Source organism: Exilibacterium tricleocarpae (genome assembly GCF_007004655.1).
In the GTDB taxonomy this organism is placed as follows: domain Bacteria; phylum Pseudomonadota; class Gammaproteobacteria; order Pseudomonadales; family Cellvibrionaceae; genus Exilibacterium; species Exilibacterium tricleocarpae.
Genome location: NZ_ML660090.1, coordinates 147,229 through 165,570 on the forward strand (window position 1 = coordinate 147,229; position 18,342 = coordinate 165,570).

The window sequence follows — 18,342 nt, forward strand, 5'->3', positions numbered from 1 at the left end:
GTTCATAAAAATTCATAAAGTACCGGCGTCCATGGTAACCGTAACCGTTGAGCAGTCTCTGTTGACCACAAGCCCCGTTATCGATGAGGTGTGACGGCCTCCCGCATGGCGGCGGTCGGTCGCCGCATTCAACTGCAGCACAAAGTCGGTTAACAGGTCTCGATTCTCGAGGCGTGCCAGATTGGCCGCGCAGCCGGCCGGATCGGCTCCGCTAACGCGGGTGTAAACCGTGTCACCCACCAGGTTATTGACGTTTCTGGCGTACGCTGCGATCGTGTTGAGAAAAGCGCGCTCCGAATCATTCTCATGCTCGAGTTCACCGAGGCGAATGAATTCCTCCAGTGCCCGATCATTCGGACTGCCATCCACATGGATTACCGTGGGGCCGCTGCGCCCGGTACAACTGGCGCTGGCAAAGCGGGTGTCGGCCTGTGCTCCCGTTATCTGGAAGTTCCACGGCCCGGCGGAAAAAATATCCATGGTTGTACGGCCGGTGACACTCACCCCTCGATCAAACCAGCAATAGGTTCTGCCGCGCTCATTTCTGGTCTGCACGGCCGGGCGTGGTATTGCGGCTTCCACGTCAAAATTGTCCTCGATTTCTCGTTCATTGAGGAACTGTGTCGTCAAACCGCCGGGGGGGTCGATCAAAGGCGTAGAATTAAAGTAGGCCTCTGCAGCGTTGTGCCGGTTAATTACCGGCGGCAGCCAGCGCGGCGCTACGCCGACACGCCCCAAAATCCCGGAATATTTCAACTCCGCATCGGTCGGTCCGATACGTTGGCCGAACTCATTGACACCGTCCGCCGGCTGTCCTGTGGCGCGGCGGTAATTATCGATAAGTGGTCGATGAACGGGGTCCTCTTCAAAATTGACGGCCTGCCGTGCAAGCTCAATGCGCCCGGCAGGCGCAGGCATTCGACTATTATTTTCGGCCAATTGCCGCTGCGAATGAAACCTGTCATCCACAGTCCCCTGGGCGGCCGCTACAGCAGTCCCGCCGGATTTGTTGCCGCCGCCGCTCTTGCATCTCCCGCACGGCCCACCCATCGGCGTATGACCGCCGCAGCCGCATTTACGCTGTAAGAAACCGGCCTGCGCCGACCCGGAAGAACGCACCTGTCTCCTAAGCAGGGTCTGGCCGTCGTAAATCGGTTTCATGGCCGCTGCCCCGGACGATTGCACTGTTCGCCGCGAAACATACCGGTGCTCGGCAGTGGGTTTGCGTTGGTGAGCGCGCGTATATGCTCCTCGGCACAGGGAATCGGATCGCCGATAATCTGTCTGATAGCCTCCGGGGACAACTGAAAATCAACAACCGGGGCCGGTGGTTCGAGATAAATCAGCGCGCGCCTGAAAAACGGAAAGAGTGCGCTCGGATTCCGGTTGCCGGCGCGGAAATCTTCTACGACACCGCCGACTTCGGCGCGAACCCCCGCCGGTAAGTCTTCACTGAGAACGTCTCTTTCCTCCAGGGGATCAACCTCACCGGCGGCGGGGGTTCGAAGTGTGGTTTGCAGGTGTCGTCGCAGTGCGGGGTCCGCAACCTCCCCGGTACCTGCGGTACCGAACAGCTCACCGCGCCCCTCTACCGGGTATTGACTGGAGAGCGCCGCACGGATATTTGCCAGTCCGCGCATTTGCAGACCGCCCAGGGCGGCCTGTAACGCCCGGTTCAAATCATCGCGCGCCTCTTGCGCCCGGCGTTGCGCCAGGTCGATATTCCCCCTAAATCGCGCGCGCGCGCTTCTCGGTCGCTGCGCACCCTCGGGCGAGGCATTGCCGACAATTCGCTCAATCCGGTAGCCCTGGCCGATGCGACTGACCGCCAGCTGCAGCATATCGGCGTAGCGCCTCTCCCAGCCCGGCCGCGGTGTGGTTTCTTCAAATTCAAAAAACAACGGTATGATCACAGACTGAAGACGTGGCGCGGGTGCCTGCGGCGGCGGTCGCAGCGAACACCGGTGAACTATTTGCGGCTCCGAACATGCGCAGACGAAACAGTTGGGTTCGGTCCGGCTGCGACGGTTGCCGACCGTTACCATTACCCGGCCTTCCGTGGGGTCGTTTGTGCCACCCGTGACAGAGGGCTCCACCCCGACGGTTAACGGGCCGACATCAACTTCGACCCGCGCGCGGCCGGTTCCGGAAACGCCGCCCGCCAGGCTGCCCGAAGCGGTACCGGAAATCTGCGCGCGAACGCCCGGCAAATCCAAATTGAACCTGAGTTGTGCTTCCGGTGAAACGTTGGAGATATCACGGCGGAATGTATCGAACGCATCACCGGGCGGGCGGCCGCCCGCGAGGTTGGTCAACAGATTCGCGGCCGCCCGCCCGGCATCGTTCAATGCCTGGTCATAGTTGAGTTCCCCGCGTCCGCCGCCGGAAACATTACCCCGGCATGACGTGACCTCAAGAAAGGCCCCGCTGCGGGTAATGTCGCCGCTCACGGTAGTACGGGTTTCCGGTCGCAGGCGACAGTTTCCGGGCGTGATAAACCGGCTGACGATTACCTCCGAACCGTCTGCCTGCGGCAGCGTGTGTCGTGCCTGCTGCCTTGCAAACAGGGGGCGGGAACTACTTTGCAACACCTCCGGCCTGCGACCTTCGACAACAGACCGCGCGGCGGTATCCGCCTCATGCTCAAATCGGCTGCCGGCGACTGCGGCCGGTGCGCCACTCATCGCAGCGCGCCCCTGCTGCGCTACATGCGCCAGTTCGTGGGCGAGCAGCTTTCGACCGCCGGTCGAATGCGTTGAGTACTGCCCCGTTCCAAACACAATATTGCGGCCGACGGTGTAGGCGAGAGCATTGACAGCGCGCGCAGACCTGGCGGCTCTCTCACCGGTGTGCACGCGCACATGGCTAAAATCCTGCCTGAAGCCCGACTCCATATAAGATCGAACCCCGGGGTCCAAAGGTTGACCCCGGGAGCTCAGCGGCTGGTTTACGACCGACGAGAGAGTATTCGAGTCCGACGCCCGGCTAGCGCCACTGATACGCAATCTCGCCTTTAACACCGGCGGTACATTCGATGGCGATGGTTTACTTTGGCAGTTCGAGCAGGTACCGGTATTCATATGCTGCCCGCAGCCACATTTGCGTTGCAGTGTTCCCGCTACCGGCGGTGAGGCATCTTGGCGAGCGGTAGTCGCTTTATTCACTGCCAAACCCTCCATACCCCGGACTTGGCGACCGTAGCACTCGATGCACAGCGGACGGGGTGCCGGTGGCGGCGCGCCGACAACAAGCACGACGCCGCGAATCGTTGCTTGACCTTATCCAGATTGAAACAATCATTTGCCAATACCCCGGTAAACAGCACGGCCAATTTGGTTGCCCAGATTTGCAGGAGTACCGGTTGCACTGCCCGATACCAGCCCCCCATCAAGGGTCCCGCAGTTGCCGCGAGATTGTATCGCGCCTCCATGATCTACCAACTTACGCATCAACGCCGACTCGACGGCCAACTTCAATTCTTTGGTTCGGTTTGGTTTTATATCAATACCACTGACTACCAAACGCTCTATATGAAGGTTGATTTTCATTTCACCACTTCCAGACTACTTGGCAAAGTAAAATCCGATTCCTTGGCCGGGCGCTCCAGTTTTCTGTACTCGATGCGTGCCGCGTTCAACACCAAAGGCATGGTGACCACACAACCTTTTTGCGCTGCCATAAACGCGGCATTCAAAGCCACGTTGTGAATATTTCCACCGTTCAGGCTGAGCTTTGCCAGACGCCGGCAATCAAAGTTTTCATCCACCGGCGTGGCCGGCGGAAATACTTTCTTCCAGATTTCCGTTCTTTCCTCCATACCCGGAAACGGAAAATCCACTATGAACCGCAGCCGGCGCATAAAAGCCTTGTCCAGCGAGGCCTTCATATTGGTAGCCAGAATCGCCAACCCCCGGTAGGATTCCATACGTTGCAACAAGTAATTAACCTCGATATTGGCGTAGCGGTCGTGACTGTCTTTGACCTCGCTGCGTTTACCAAACAGCGCATCGGCTTCATCAAAGAATAAAATGGCGCCACTATCTTCGGCCGCATCGAAGAGTTTGCGCAGGTTCTTCTCGGTCTCGCCAATATATTTGTTCACCACCGCGGACAGATCAATGCGATAGAGATCCAGCTCCAGGGCATTGGCGATGACTTCCGCCGCCATGGTTTTGCCGGTCCCGCTTTCTCCGGCAAACAGTGCGCTGATGCCCAGCCCCCGGTTCATCTGCCCGCGAAACCCCCAATCCTCGTACACGCAATTGCGCTGAGCGACCTGATCGGTAATCTGCCGCAGTAAGGCCTTTTGCTCTGCCGGCAAAACCAGTTGTTCCCACTGCGCCTTGGCTTCGATCCGCTGCGCCAGCTGCTCCATGCCAACGCGGGCGGCAGCGCGGCACGCCTGCCACAGGTTCGGGCTCGGGATCGACTCTGTTCCATCCGCCGTCTCCAGCTTTTCCAATACCGTGCTGGCCAAGTGTTTAATCTCGTTCTGGCTGAAGGAAAACTGCTCAGACAGGCGTTGGGCGTAACCGCCGGCGTGATCCTGTAAAAACTGCAGCCATAACTGTTGTTGCTCTTCGGGCGTCGGCTTATTGATTTCGACAGAAAAACGGTTGCGAAGGGCCTCCAGGTTACCACCGTCCAGATCGACGAAAACGACACCACTGGTGCGATCCAAAAAGTGATTTAGCTGCGCTTTTTCCTGCTCGCCGGCGCCATCGACAACAATATACAGAGCCAAGGGCATCAACAGGGATTCCCTTTCCCAGAGACGTAAAAAGGTTTCCAGGTCACCGACCTGGTTAGGCAGGGACTTTATATGGGTCGACTGTAAGCTCAAACCCAGTTGCACCGAGGCGTGCGCCGCAATCAGGCGTTTGCTGGCGGAATTGTTGCCTAAGAGTTCAATAAACGGTGTACCCGCACTGCCAAGCTGCAGATTTTCAACGATGGCATCTATCGTTCGCTGTTGCGAGGGCGGCAATGTCTCAGGCTCGACAGTTATCGGGTCGAGCAGCGGCGTCAAGCGGTCATCCAGGTAATTCAAACCTTTTAGATAATTGACAATACGTTCATCCGCACACAGCGACGCACTGGTCAACGGCAGGGTTCCGGGTTGGTGAATTTCCAGCAGGCGCCAATAGCGCAGGGGAGCATGCGGCGACAGCGCATTCCAGCCCGCGTCCTCAAATAAAACAAATGCCAGGGCGAAGGTGGGATAAGGCTTATTCACATCACCCTGGGCCTCGGCACAGAGACCGGCGACTCTCGTATCGAGCTCGACCGCGGCACACAAGGCCAGAACACTGCAGTCAAATGTCGACAACCCCAGACGTTGGGCCAGTAGATTCAGGGCCGGCGGCGGATTTTGCTCCTCAAATTTGGTCATTTCCAAACGCGCCTGCTCGACATTTTCCCGGGCCCTCTCTGCAGGGGGGGCGGGGAGCATTTTATTTTCGTACTTTTTGCTGCGGCTGAACCAGGAATTCGATGTCTTCTTTTCTTTCTTCACGCCTGCCGATGAGGACCGCGCAAGTTGTTGCAGGCGCAGGCGAACCCAGTTTACGGTAGCCGCCAGGTGCTGGTCATTGTTGTCCATCCATTCCTTATGGGTACTCACGTTATCGTCACCTTTTGATTGTCGGCAAATGCCGGCGTGTCGCCGGAAAAATCCACAGGAATACTGTCCGCCCCGTCAACCCTCAGCCGCAACACATAGGGGTTAATGCCGGCGATCGCGTTTTCGACGGTAAACACCAGAGTAGTCGGCGCCGTCGGGTCGGCGGGTGTCGTACTGGAGTCCGGCTCGATGCTCCGGTCGCCAAAAAGCAGGACAACCTTTTGCCCGGCAACAAGCCGTGGCCGGCACTCGATACTGAGAATCACATCTCCGGCGGGCGCGGAGGGCGGACTGATCGACGTTATCTGTGGCGACAGGGGCATGGCCAGAGAGTTACTGGTCCAGGCCGGTGTATCCGGATGCCGGATAACCAGTGAGACCGCGTAAAAGCCCGCCGGCCAGCGGGCCCCCAACCCGGGATCGTCGATCAATGCGGGAAGCCGGACTTCCATCTCCGCCGCACTGACGCCAGGTTCAGGCGACACCTCGATAGCTTCGGCCAGTTGCGGGTGCTCGAATCTGACACTGGTATTGTCGCCGCTTAAATTCTGCCCGAGCAGCGTCACCCTGTCGCCCAGCTCGGCACTGGGTTTCTGGTTGGGAAAACGTATGCCCGAGAGAGTTGCTGCGGGCGCCGCCATCACATCCGGGCCTCGGTCTTCCGCGCCGCGTTTCAGCACCGGCAGCGGTGTTTTGCTGTCACGATCGCTTTCGATCAGCACGACAGACACCTCATAGCCGGTGGAAAGCCGGTACTCAGCAGACTGAAAGCTGGTCCAGAGTTTTGACATATCGTCGAGCGTTAAGGTGTCCGGTGTGATGCGAATCCGCTCGAACTGTCGATGCAAGTCCGAATCCGGGCTGATACCTTCAATATCCGATCGACCCAATACCGGATGATCGTGCAGCAGGCTCATTGCCTGCCCCATAAGTTGCTGCCCGGAAATATCGTCGTCATTGTCGCCGTAAGCGGTGATTAAATACTTCAGAATCAGCGACAGAGGCGGATGCGCACTCTCGCCGCTGCGGGCCTCTCCCGGCATGGGCGCATTGCTGAATGCCGGGTTGTGATAGGTGCCGTAAAGAAAAATATTGACCTGCGGACCGTTGCCGCTCCGCGCAACACTCGGAGGCTGAGTGGTCACGTCCGTGCCCGGCGCAACGTCGGATAAAATATGCTGCAATGTCGCAGTCACTGTGGCTAGGGCCGCCGGCGTGCTCACGCTTTATCTCCCTGCTCTCTGTGTTTCAGGTAATCGTCTAGACTCATAACGCCCGTGGGTTTCCGCTTCGATGCAGTTGCTTTGCCGGTTTCCGTCTGGACTGCCCGAACGTCGACCCGGCCAATCGTGACGTTTACCACCGGCTCAGAAGCGGCTGGTGGATTTAGATCGCGCACCTGCCTACCGAGATCTTCCCGCAGCCGGGTTACCCAGTCGGGAGTATCGAGCATTCCCTTTTCCTGAAAAACTCCGGAGCCGGAGTCGTGGTTATCAGCGCGTTGCTTTGGGAAGTCGGGGTTAGAAGCACGTCGGTCGGGTGCCGGCTCCGGCGCTTTGTTCAATGAAACCAAATCTGTTCGCGGATTTACCACATCGCCGGGCGCGCTCAGTCCTGCGGCCGGCTGAGCAGATGTTTGTTGCAAAGGGGAAATCTCCCTTTCCCGGCTGATATCTGCAGGCGCCTGTCTGTCTTCTCCACTATTGCCCCTCTCAGGTACCCGGTGATTAGACAAACTCTGTAAAATTTCCTCAATCCGGGCATGCAACCCGTTTTCTTTTAAGAAATGTTGATCGGACGATTCGTGCTCAATATGCGACGACAGGTCAGGTGGTTGACGGGAGACCTGGTCGTCAATCGCCACCGGCCTCACTTCGCGGCTGGCATCGGACTGGCCGAGCGCCGCAGAGATGGCACTGATACGTTTATTGATATCTTCGAGGCGAGAGTGATCATCTGGTCCGACACTGTCTTGGCGAGGCGGATTCCGGTCTGTCTCTGTGCCATGCTCCCGAGATACCTCGTCCTGAACAAAAGGTCCGAGCCTAACTGCCGCGCCGGCCGCTGAATCCACAACCGACTCGCCTGCCGCTCCCTGACTCTCTATGGTATCAGCGCAATCTGTAGTCAACCCGCTGCGCTCGGCCTCAAAGCGGCCCTGCGGGCGCGGTTGTACTGTTGCAGCAACGTCGCCGCTCAGGGCATCGCCCCCGGCCTGGTGGCGGCCAATCAAATTGGTTAGAAAGCCACTGCTCATCCCAGCATCCCCAGATACAGCTGCCGGCGCACGGCGCTGAGATTGAGAATGTCCTTTTCGGTCCAGCCGTAGCCTCGTGCCAGCCGGAAAACGGTGTGCAGCGTGCGCTGCGCCCATTCGCTGAGTTCGGCCCACAGAAAGCTGGTGATATCAAACAGCACATTCCACCGGTGCGAACACGCCGGACACTCAAGATTAATCTTTATTTCCGCCTGCGGATCCATTTGTTCAATGTGCTGGCCCGCGGCCTGAATGATGTCGTGCGGCAGTTTATCGACCGGGTGCGCTTTACCGGCGCATTCCGCCCGCGCAATGCACCGGGTTATCAACGCCTGCTGCGCATCGTCCTGGCCCAGAACCCGATCGATATCACGGCTATTCGGCAGCCGAAAAAAAATATGGTAATTACCCGAGTGGAAATCGAATTGGTTGCCCTGCGATACTGCCGGCGGCGGCGCGACGTAGATATCCGACACTGAATTCTCCCATTCAAGCCGCTCCGTACAGGCCGGACAGAATGCCGTATTGGCAAGGCGCGAACCAAAACACCGCTGTCGCAGCCGCAACAAACGGCGGTCGCGCTCACCGATACTCAGCCTGGCAAGTTCGTCCGGCTTCACGTCCGGGTAGGCGGCCACCAGCAGAATCAACGCTCTTTGCAACGGCGATTGATTCAGGCCCCGCTCCCAGACTGACAGCATGTCGGCAGCACTGACTGTATTCATCGGCATGCTCCCGGCGGGCCCTTAACCCTCCGGCTCCGTAAACTCGGGCTCGGTCGGCTCGGTTACCTCGTAGTCTCGCTCCCAGCCCTCGTTCTCAAGCTTTATGGTCTGTATCGCCACGGCATTGGCACTGGCATCAAGTTCCGGCATTGCCTGGTATTCCGATACCCAGCAGCGGAACACTTTGTAGGCCAGGGCAAGTTGCCCGGCTTCGTTATACATTTCGATGATAATGTCTTTTCGAAAATCCTTGAGCGACACTTCGGAACCCAGACCGGAGCCAAAATTCCAGACTTTATTGGCCCATTTCTCAAACTCGGGATCGTGGGTAACCCCTCGCTCCAGGGTAATGGCCTCGTACTTTGACTGACCGGGAGATTTCCGCACGGTGCTGGGGTCGCCCCCCTCGCGATGTTCCACCATTTCAGTGGTGCGTTTGAGTGCACCGACTTTGCTGATACCGGCGACAAATCTTCCGTCCCATTTGACCCGAAACTTGAAATTCTTATAGGGATCGAATCGTTGTGGATTAGCGCTAAACTGAGCCATGTTTTACTCCTTTAAACTTCAAGTTCGCCCGCGATCTGCTGGATTTTGATAATGACAAACTCCGCGGGTTTTAAGGGCGCGAAACCGACGACGATATTGACAATGCCGCGGTCGATATCGTTTTGCGTGGTGGTTTCTTTATCGCACTTGACAAAATAGGCCTGACTGGGTGTGGTGCCCTGAAACGCACCCTGGCGGAACAGGTTGTGCATGAAAGCACCGATATTCAAACGGATCTGCGCCCAGAGCGGCTCGTCATTGGGTTCAAAAACCACCCACTGCGTGCCTCTGAACAAGCTCTCTTCAATAAACAGCGCGAGGCGGCGCACCGGAATGTATTTATAGTCGTCGGCGAGAATATCGGCGCCTCTCAACGTGCGGGAGCCCCAGACTACCCTGCCGATCACCGGAAAGCTGCGCAGGCAGTTTACGCCCAGGGGATTCAATTCACCGTTCTCGGCATCGGTCAATTTCACCGTGAGTTCAGGCACGCCGCGCAGGGTGGCCTCAATGCCCGCCGGCGCTTTCCACACACCGCGTTGGGTGTCCGTGCGCGACATGATTCCCGCTACCGCACCGCAGGGCACAAACGCCTCGACCTGGTTGTCACGCAGCGGGTTGGGTTGCTTCAGGCGCGGAAAAAATACCGCCGCGTTTTTGCTGACGGCGCCGACGCCGGCCGTAATGCCCTGCTTCGCACTGTCTTTATCGGTCCAGTCACTCCGCGCATCCACCAGCAGCAACGCCCGGCGTTTTTCACAATAGGCATTGGCTTTGGCGACCAGGGATTTATCGATATCGGCGGGGTTTCCGGCGGCATCGACACCGCTGTAAGGCGGCAGGCACAGCAGGTTGAACAGATCTACGTCCTCGAGCGCATAGAGACCTTGTTTGGTCGTCTCAAAACCCGGGCCGGTAAAATCATTGACATCCAGGCTACTGCCATTGGATGCCACCAGTGTCAGTTTCGCCGCCTGCAACGCCGCCTCTTCGGCACTCGTGTCAGCATCCGGGTCCGCCTCGAGCGCCGCTTTGAGTGCTTCCTCCGCCAGGGTGACAGCGTCTTTTTCCGCTGCGGGCGTCGGTGGAGAACCCTCGGGGTAGACACCGTCCCAGCGCACCAGGCTGGAGGATGATTCAAGCACTTTATCCACTCGGCGCAGACTGTTTTTAAACGATAGGTTGAGGAAGGTTTCCGTGTCGCCCCCGGGGCCGACATCCCGAACGGTGAGATTGAACAGATCGGCTTGATCCAGGCCGAGGCCGGCGGCAACTTCCGCCGACGTCTCCAGATCGACTTCCGCCCGCAGGTAGGCGCCCCAGGCTCCCTCGTAAGCCGCCTCCAGTGCCGCGCCACCGACAGCGAAGCTGGTCTTGGCCGGCGCAGCGCCTTCGCTGGTATCAGTGTGATAGAGGCGCACAATCACCGCCTGCGAGCCGCCGTTGAGATAAAAGTCCCTCACTGCATAACTCATGCTGCTGTCGAGATCCAATCCGCCAAATAGCCTTTCGTAATCACCAAAACTGTTGATGATTTTTGCCTCGTTGACGGGTCCGCGTCTGGCTCTTCCGATAAATGCGGTAATAGAGGTAGCCACTCCGGTGATAGTGCGTACACCGCTGGGGATTTCTTCTATATACACGCCCGGGTAGGTTGGTGTTACTGGCATGTCAATACTCCTGTAGCTCGATTTCCGGTGATCATCAGCGTTTATTCCCAACATCAAATAACAGCGGCCAAGGTTGGCTGAGGCCGATGTCCGGCAACAACAGATTTGCGTGAGAAAAAGTTGGTTTGAATAAGAGGAACAGTGGGTGTGGCTGCCGATAGCGTGGTTCCATTTTTACGTTTCCATTGATAAAAGCATCAGGTCATAAAACGTCGGGCGGAGCAACGCGCTTTAACGCATAGCGTACTTCGCCACCAGCGCGCGTATAGGCAACCACCTTCTTTTTCTTCGTAAGATGATTGAGTGCTCGTTGCGCGCTGACTACATTGATATCATCACCTCGCAACCACCAGCGCACAATTCCTTCAAGGGTGTCCGATGCGGTTGGGTGGAGACTTAGATAGTCCATAATCTCTTGCGCTATTTTATTAACGTCCCCAGCGGTGACGTCTGCGTCCCCGGGTTCCATGGAGACTAATAGGGCAATCTTCGTACCAAAACCTGACATCCCCTGTTTTAGCGCTATTGGGGAGCACGAGAGTAAATCGGTGAGGTATTTTTGCCGCAGTTGAGAGGTTATTTATGCCAAAGGGGTGGGGCAAAAGCAGCGCACTTTGATGGCGACCACCAGCTTTAGGTCAGAATCGATCGTGCCGTTTTCTATCGGGTACCCTCTCGCCCAAGGTATTAACACTTCAGGAGATCTTTGCTAATCGATTCGGCCCCTGGCGGCTTTGGGGGTTCGAGTTCTTTTGAGGCGCAGGTGCCGCCATTCAACTACTGGGTTCATATTAAGGGGTCATATTAAGGGGTCGTAGTGCTTGGTCTTTGAGCACTACGGCCTCGCCCCCTTTAAATTATCCCACCTGTCTCGCAACCATATCCGTAATAGTGGCGCGGAGCTCTTGTTTAGCCTGTTGCTCTGTAATGTCTTTGGCCGCCGCCGCATAGGACAATGCCTCTGCGGCGCCCAACATAGACTGCAATCCGGCAAAGTGAACAGCACCGGAAGGTGAGAAAGGCGCCAGGGCTGCCTGGCATTTTTTAAGGAAGGCGGTCTTGCAAGTGCGCTTAACTTTTTCCAATTCCGGTAAGGTACCCAGTGCCGCCGCAACCCCTGGAATTTCCTTGGCTTGCGCCATAACGCAGTCCACATAACCGTCTGCAATGGCCTTGGCACAAGACTCGAGTGTTCCGCAGTTTTCTTTGATCGCCTGTTCTATCAGTGCGGTCTGGCGCACATCAAATTCCCGATAAAGCGCAACAAGAAGACCACTGCGTGTTCCAAAATGATCATAGACTACCGGCTTGGTCACACCCGATTGCTCTGCGAGATGCCCGAGCGTCAGGGCCTCCGCACCTTCTTTGCGAACAATGGTCCATGCCACACCCATCAACTGGTGATATCTCTCATCGCGTGAGAGACGTTGCCGTACTTTACTTGACACCACTATATACCAAGAGTAACCTACTAATGGTATATAAGGGTACCAATTGTTTCAGCTAATGACAACTGAATTCACAGGAGTACAAGTTATGCATGCTCTTATTGTCGTTGCCAACCCAAACCCAAAGTCCCTTACACATAGCGTTGCAGAGCAGATAGCCGACGGCGTATCCCTCAAGGCTCAGGGCAACACCACAGAAATCGCAGACCTGGCCGCAGAAAAATTCGACCCGTTCTATACAGTAGAAGACATATGCGTCCTTCACGGAAAGGCCGATCCCAGCCCCGAAGTCCTTGCCGAACAGCAAAGGATCAGCCGGGCAAATGCCCTGGTTCTTGTCCATCCTGTTTACTGGTGGTCCTTTCCGGCTCTGCTAAAAGGTTGGATTGACCGCGTGTTCACCAATGGCTGGGCATATGATGATACCTCAAGCGACAGACTCATTAAGAAGTTGCAGTATTTACCAGTCCATATCATTTCCATTGCAGGGGCGGATATGCGTACCTATGCCCGTCACGGCTACTACGGTGCAATGAAAACCCAGATCAATCACGGAATTTTTAATTATTGTGGGGCACCCGTTAAAACATCAGAGCTGATGTTCCAAGCAGACGCCGACACCTGCCTGAGAAAGGCACATGATATAGGGTTGAAGATTTTTACCGCTTAATTGGGTAGACTGTCCCGAAGTTCTCAAAGAGAAACGACCGCAATGAAACTTCTACAACACCACGCGAGCGGCGCTGTCCGCTTTTTAATGATTGCTGCGCTGGCCATCGTGTTCGCGGTCTCTGCCTGCTCACGCCAAGACGGAAGCGACAGGCAAGCAGAGCCACCGGTACCGGGCGAAGTTGCCGAGAAAACGGAGTGGCGAAAAGTGCCTTTGGTTATCGCGGAACCAGAGGAACGGGAACGGCCTATGCCGGTGTTCGCCGATCGGCCTTTGATCACGGTGGCTCGCTGTGCCGAAATGGGCGGCTTGGTCGTCGGTGACCCCGGTGACGGCAGAGTACACAGGCCCGGCTATCGGTGCGAAAGCGGAAAGCCTCCTGTGGGAAGGGTCGATCGTGGAGGGGAAAGGCGTATTGATATAGAGGGCGCGGTGTGTTGTCCGCAGTAATCACTGAGGGCACGCAGCGGGCCGGAAGAGAATTGTAGGCCAAGTCGAAAACAATTACTTTTGCTAAAAGTCGGCATGCCTCAACCACCACCCTGCTCAAGGGACTCAGCTTTCAATATTTTGACAACAAACCCAACACAGCGTCACGGTAGTCTTTATCATCAGATTTTTGAACAATATTTATAATTGAAGATCGAACATCCGGGTACTCAAGATAGTCAGGATCCATCTCAAGCATCTTTTCTGCAACCTCCAGTAGACCCGCGCTAATAGCTTGGAGCAAAGGGTTTTCATTTATGGGCCATATGCGCGCGCTTCTCCATTAGCACTAATGCCACATCAGGCCGATACCGGGTATCGCCGGAAAGTACTGGCAATCTGAGACTTAAAGACACCAGTTGACGACACCTGGCCCCCTCACCATAATCTACTTTTATCGTCATAACCGGTAACCCCACGACATCGACGATAAAGACACTGTAGTCAAATACCAGAGATTGAAGCAACGATGGATAGCGTTACACAGTTTGTACTCGGCGCCGCTGTCGGCGAGGCCGTTTTGGGTAAGAAGATCGGCCGCCGCGCACTTATTTGGGGCGGCATCTGCGGCACTCTCCCCGATCTCGATGTCTTTATTCCCATGGGCGATCCGGTCAGCGACTTCACCTACCATCGCTCTTTCAGCCATTCCCTGTTCGTACTGGCGCTGCTAACACCGGTAATCGTGGCGCTGGTTACACGCCTGCATAAGCAGACACGCCAATATCGATGGCAATGGTTTACCTTGATTTACTTAGTCTTCACCACCCATGTGCTACTGGATAGCTTTACTGCCTACGGCACACAAATACTTTGGCCGTTTTTCACAACACCGGTAAGCTGGTCTACCATTTTTATTATTGATCCACTCTACACCTTACCCTTGCTCATCGGTATGATTGCAGCACTGGTAATAAAACGGAAAAACGGACTGGGCCATCGTATTAATCAACTCGGCCTACTATTAAGTGGTTTCTATTTGTCATGGACTGTCGGAGCGAAGCTAGTTGTGAATGATGCAGTGGAACAAACACTGAGGCAAAACTCTATCGCCCATCAAAGTTTCTTTACCACGCCAGCACCTTTTACTTCTTTGCTATGGCGAGTGGTAGTGATGGACGAACGCGGTTATTACGAGGGCTTTTACTCCATATTCGACGGCGATCAACCTATTCGCTTTAGTCACTACCGCAGCCAAAACGACTTGCTTGTCGGTATTGAAAACACATGGGCAGTCAAGCGTCTACAGTGGTTCAGCAAAGGTTTTTTTGCCGTCAAGCAGCAACAGCAAGACTTGATTGTCAGCGATTTGCGCATGGGCTTGGAGCCGACTTATGTCTTTCAGTTTAAGGTCGGTGAGTTATCCAATCCCCACGCCATTGCAACGCCACCCACGCAAGTCGAGACGCCATTGAACCTGTCGTTGTTGTCTCTGCTTTGGCAAAGAATCTGGGATGCCACTGTCGAAATCGATAATACACCGCCGGCTGGCTGACGAGATACCTGGCACTGCAATTTTGTTCGACCATTCAAAAAGTCCATCTTGACTGCTGCCTCGGACTTCCGCCAGCGCCCGCAAAAACAGCGAACTATAGATCCCCGCCGCTGGATTGCGACTGCTATCCCCCTGTAGGGAGCACGCTGTATGTAAATATTTGCACTCCGCGGTGTGCAGTCTATCCCCGCACACGCGGGGAACACATAGTGCCTATATTGCCTGCCAGCTGTCCCGCCGGTTTATCCCCACGTCCGTGGGGAACACCAGGGGGCTACGCTGCTGGAGCGGCGCAATGCCGGTTTATCCCCACACCCGTGGGGAACACACTAAAGTCCGCCCCGAATATCACGATAGGTACGGTTTATCCCCACACCCGTGGGGAACACGGCTGGTCCATTGGCCGGTTGGTGATAGACCCCGGTTTATCCCCACACCCGAGGGGAACACTATACTGGCTATCAACAATATAACTAGCTTCACGGTTTATCCCCACACCCGAGGGGAACACTTCGAGACACGCTTTACCGCTGATGACAAAAGCGGTTTATCCCCACACCCGAGGGGAACACTTGAAGAACGTCTGGATCGAATTGATCAAAAGCGGTTTATCCCCACACCCGAGGGGAACACGCCTGCTAACGCCTGGGCCAGCTCATCAAAATTCGGTTTATCCCCACACCCGAGGGGAACACCAAAAAAAAGGGTTCCCCTATAGGGGAATTTGCGGTTTATCCCCACACCCGAGGGGAACACTTCCTCAGAAAGGGGATGCTGTATCTATACCTCGGTTTATCCCCACACCCGAGGGGAACACTTTCCCGTTATCATTGGTTTTGCCTCTCCATGCGGTTTATCCCCACACCCGAGGGGAACACTCATGTTGACGGTTTCGTCATTAGGGCGTACACGGTTTATCCCCACACCCGAGGGGAACACTAACACCATGGCAATATCAAGCGCGGTCGACGCGGTTTATCCCCACACCCGAGGGGAACACATTAGCGACCCGGAAACCGCCAAGGCTAACACCGGTTTATCCCCACACCCGAGGGGAACACCGTAGCCGAACTATCGTAGACCTGGCCGCAGAGGGTTTATCCCCACACCCGAGGGGAACACACTAACTCTATATATTTGTTTTTAAAGAACAAACTCGACAATCAAACTTCTACCCACTTCCCACACCCGACAACAGTAAAGCACCCGCCACCCGAATCTTAACTTGTTCCACCGCTTCCTGTATGTATAGGACAGAGCACACATACATAAAAACCCGATAAATGCCCCCTACAGACAAGACCCAGGGTACAGAAAATACCTGCCGTTACTGAAAAGTATGGACAGCACAAACTTACACCTGTAAGATCAGACCGGATTACAACTGTAAGACAACAAGGTAAACCTATGTCCAAAGCACCCCAGTTATCAGATACCGAATGGGAGTTGATGAAGGTTCTGTGGGAATGCGCGCCGGCCCCGGTCAACGAAATCGCTTCAAAAGTGGCACCGGCGCGGCAGTGGCACCCGAAAACTGTCCGCACTATGCTGATGCGCCTGTTTAAGAAGGGCATGGTCAAACAATCGGTTCAGGACAATGTGTACCACTACAGTCCGGCCTATACCCGCGAGGAGTGCACCACTTACGCGGCCGAGTCATTCGTTCAGCGGGTATTTGACGGCTCGCTGGCACCGATGGTCGCCCATTTCACCAAGACCCGGCGCCTGAGCGCAGAAGATAAAAAGGCTCTGGAGCGGTTGCTGAGCGATACCGACCAGCCCGGGGAGGATTGACGATGATAGAACCCTTTATGCAGGCACTATCGGAACTGGTTGTCTGGCTGGCGCTAACATCACTGAAAGCACTGCCACTAATCGCCGCAATTATCGCCTTGAGGAAATTCCTGGCCCACAACCTGTCCACCACCGCGCGTTACTGCCTGTGGATGGCCACCTTATTTTGCCTGATCACACCCCTGGGCTGGCAAGTCGATTGGCGAATTGCAAGGCCGGTAGAAGTCAACGCGCATCAGGCACCATCCGCAACGAAGGACGCCGTTAAATCCACCACCGCACACAGGCCTACACCAGTAGCGAGCCAGCTCCCACCTGCCGAAAACTTAGCGACCGAGCCCCCCCAAGCGGACGTTATCAGCCAGTATGGCCTGCCCGCCATTTCACTGCTGTGGCTGGCGGCCGTTATCTGCCTCGGCACCGTCGTTCTGTCAAATCTCAAAGACTACTATATCTTCAAGCGACGGGCCGGCCCTCCGGGAGCGAGGCTGCTGCAGTTGCTGGCGGCCGGCAAAGCGAGACTCAAGCTTGACTGCGAGGTAAGGATCCGCCGATCTGCAGATATCAATACACCGGTGATGGTGGGTTGGCTGTCGCCGGCCTTGCTGGTGCCCTACCACATTGAAGAGCAACTCAGCGATAAAGAACTCAACTTTATCCTGCTGCACGAACTCGCCCATATAAAGCGGCGGGATATCTTGTTTAACTGGATGGTGACTGCCGTTCAGGTCCTGCACTGGTTTAACCCCCTGGTCTGGCTCGCCTCCCGGTTGATGCGTGCGGATATGGAGGCGGCATGCGACGCGCTGGTATTGCGCCACTTGCCGGATTCGGATCGCCGGCGCTACGGCAATACGCTGATCAGGCTATCTGACTTTCTACCGCCCACGCCATCAGCCGCACCGGTGATGGGTATTTTGGAAACCCACTCGGAACTCGTTGAGAGGCTGAAAATGATTGGTAAATTCAAGCACCTGAATCTGAAAACTGCAATCCTGGCCGGCATTATTCTCAGCGCCGCAGGGGTGTTGTCGGTGATCCAGCCGGCAAACGGCGCATCCGAAAAAGTTCAGTCTGCCGTAAACGCCACTGACGCCTCCGAGCTGATCACCTTGGGCCAACTGGTGAATTCTATGGGCATGCGCTTTGGCGATAAGATACTGATCGGCGCCGATCATACGCAAGCAGCCATAGCAGTCAATCAGGACTTTGGCACTATAACTTACTCCGATTTTCTGTCGCTGCTAAAGATCAACGGCTACACCAGCTACAAGGATAACGACAGCATTCAGGTGATTCCCCTGGAAGATATCCGAAGTGCGCCAATACCGGTTATGCAGGAGGGCGTAACCTATCCCGATGACCAGTTTGTCACCGCCCTGCTGAAAATGGAGAAGGCCTGTGCGCTGAAACGCCTACCCATTATCAGACCCATGGTGGCGCCGTATAATGTAGCGGCCGCCGACGGCGGCTCCAATGCCCTACTGGTCACCGATACTTACAGCAATGTCTTACGGTTAAAGGATCTGATTCGGCAGATTGACGCCCAGTACGACGAGAAGGAGCCTTGCAGGCTCGAGCGGCCGCGGACAGCCAGGAAAAAGACGCAGGGGTCTTAGCCG

15 protein-coding genes and 1 CRISPR repeat array are annotated in these 18,342 nt (G+C 55.9%); of the genes, 4 read left to right on the forward strand and 11 right to left on the reverse strand.

Annotated features, from left to right (window positions below; genetic code table 11):
• Positions 1–12 precede the first annotated feature (12 nt).
• The 11 genes from FKG94_RS07010 to FKG94_RS07060 form a co-directional block, all read right to left on the reverse strand.
• Positions 13–1,161, reverse strand: coding sequence for a hypothetical protein (locus FKG94_RS07010; protein WP_142903500.1), 1,149 nt, complete (start codon positions 1,159–1,161; stop codon positions 13–15).
• Entirely contained in the window at positions 1,158–3,179 is a 2,022-nt protein-coding gene (locus FKG94_RS07015) for an eCIS core domain-containing protein (RefSeq protein ID WP_342779063.1), read from the reverse strand. Before FKG94_RS07015 ends, FKG94_RS07010 begins: the two co-directional genes overlap by 4 nt.
• 117 nt (positions 3,180–3,296) lie before the next feature.
• The gene (locus FKG94_RS07020) at positions 3,297–3,548 is read right to left on the reverse strand and encodes a hypothetical protein (protein ID WP_142903501.1); all 252 of its coding nucleotides are present in this window, start codon (positions 3,546–3,548) and stop codon (positions 3,297–3,299) included.
• On the reverse strand, positions 3,545–5,623 hold the full coding sequence (locus FKG94_RS07025) for an ATP-binding protein (RefSeq protein ID WP_218943465.1): 2,079 nt from the start codon (positions 5,621–5,623) through the stop codon (positions 3,545–3,547). The genes FKG94_RS07020 and FKG94_RS07025 overlap by 4 nt, the downstream gene beginning before the upstream one ends.
• On the reverse strand, positions 5,620–6,846 hold the full coding sequence (locus FKG94_RS07030; RefSeq protein WP_142903502.1) for a Pvc16 family protein: 1,227 nt from the start codon (positions 6,844–6,846) through the stop codon (positions 5,620–5,622). The genes FKG94_RS07025 and FKG94_RS07030 overlap by 4 nt, the downstream gene beginning before the upstream one ends.
• Positions 6,843–7,880 (reverse strand): hypothetical protein, encoded by a 1,038-nt coding sequence (locus tag FKG94_RS07035; RefSeq protein ID WP_142903503.1) that lies wholly within the window; start codon positions 7,878–7,880, stop codon positions 6,843–6,845. The genes FKG94_RS07030 and FKG94_RS07035 overlap by 4 nt, the downstream gene beginning before the upstream one ends.
• A complete protein-coding gene (locus tag FKG94_RS07040; protein ID WP_142903504.1) occupies positions 7,877–8,605 on the reverse strand; it encodes a T4 family baseplate hub assembly chaperone in 729 nt (242 codons plus the stop codon). The genes FKG94_RS07035 and FKG94_RS07040 overlap by 4 nt, the downstream gene beginning before the upstream one ends.
• Positions 8,606–8,626: 21 nt before the next feature.
• On the reverse strand, positions 8,627–9,154 hold the full coding sequence (locus tag FKG94_RS07045; RefSeq protein ID WP_142903505.1) for a phage tail protein: 528 nt from the start codon (positions 9,152–9,154) through the stop codon (positions 8,627–8,629).
• A gap of 11 nt (positions 9,155–9,165) precedes the next feature.
• Positions 9,166–10,824 carry a phage tail sheath family protein gene (locus FKG94_RS07050; RefSeq protein WP_142903506.1) on the reverse strand — a complete coding sequence of 553 codons (1,659 nt, stop codon included), beginning with the start codon at positions 10,822–10,824 and terminating at the stop codon, positions 9,166–9,168.
• Between the two features lie 202 nt (positions 10,825–11,026).
• Entirely contained in the window at positions 11,027–11,233 is a 207-nt protein-coding gene (locus tag FKG94_RS07055; RefSeq protein WP_142903507.1) for a hypothetical protein, read from the reverse strand.
• A gap of 448 nt (positions 11,234–11,681) precedes the next feature.
• Positions 11,682–12,272 carry a TetR/AcrR family transcriptional regulator gene (locus tag FKG94_RS07060; RefSeq protein ID WP_218943466.1) on the reverse strand — a complete coding sequence of 197 codons (591 nt, stop codon included), beginning with the start codon at positions 12,270–12,272 and terminating at the stop codon, positions 11,682–11,684.
• 88 nt (positions 12,273–12,360) lie between these two features.
• Between FKG94_RS07060 and FKG94_RS07065 the strand changes: the two genes are divergently transcribed.
• From FKG94_RS07065 to FKG94_RS07080, 4 genes are all read left to right on the forward strand, one after another.
• Positions 12,361–12,942 (forward strand): NAD(P)H-dependent oxidoreductase, encoded by a 582-nt coding sequence (locus FKG94_RS07065; protein WP_142903508.1) that lies wholly within the window; start codon positions 12,361–12,363, stop codon positions 12,940–12,942.
• 958 nt (positions 12,943–13,900) lie between these two features.
• A complete protein-coding gene (locus tag FKG94_RS07070) occupies positions 13,901–14,926 on the forward strand; it encodes a metal-dependent hydrolase (protein ID WP_142903509.1) in 1,026 nt (341 codons plus the stop codon).
• Between the two features lie 177 nt (positions 14,927–15,103).
• Positions 15,104–16,048: direct repeats of the CRISPR family, unit length 29 nt; unit sequence CGGTTTATCCCCACACCCGAGGGGAACAC.
• Positions 16,049–16,333: 285 nt separating this feature from the next.
• Positions 16,334–16,720 (forward strand): BlaI/MecI/CopY family transcriptional regulator, encoded by a 387-nt coding sequence (locus tag FKG94_RS07075; protein WP_142903510.1) that lies wholly within the window; start codon positions 16,334–16,336, stop codon positions 16,718–16,720.
• A 2-nt stretch (positions 16,721–16,722) separates the two neighbouring features.
• A complete protein-coding gene (locus FKG94_RS07080; protein ID WP_142903511.1) occupies positions 16,723–18,339 on the forward strand; it encodes a M56 family metallopeptidase in 1,617 nt (538 codons plus the stop codon).
• Positions 18,340–18,342: the final 3 nt, after the last annotated feature.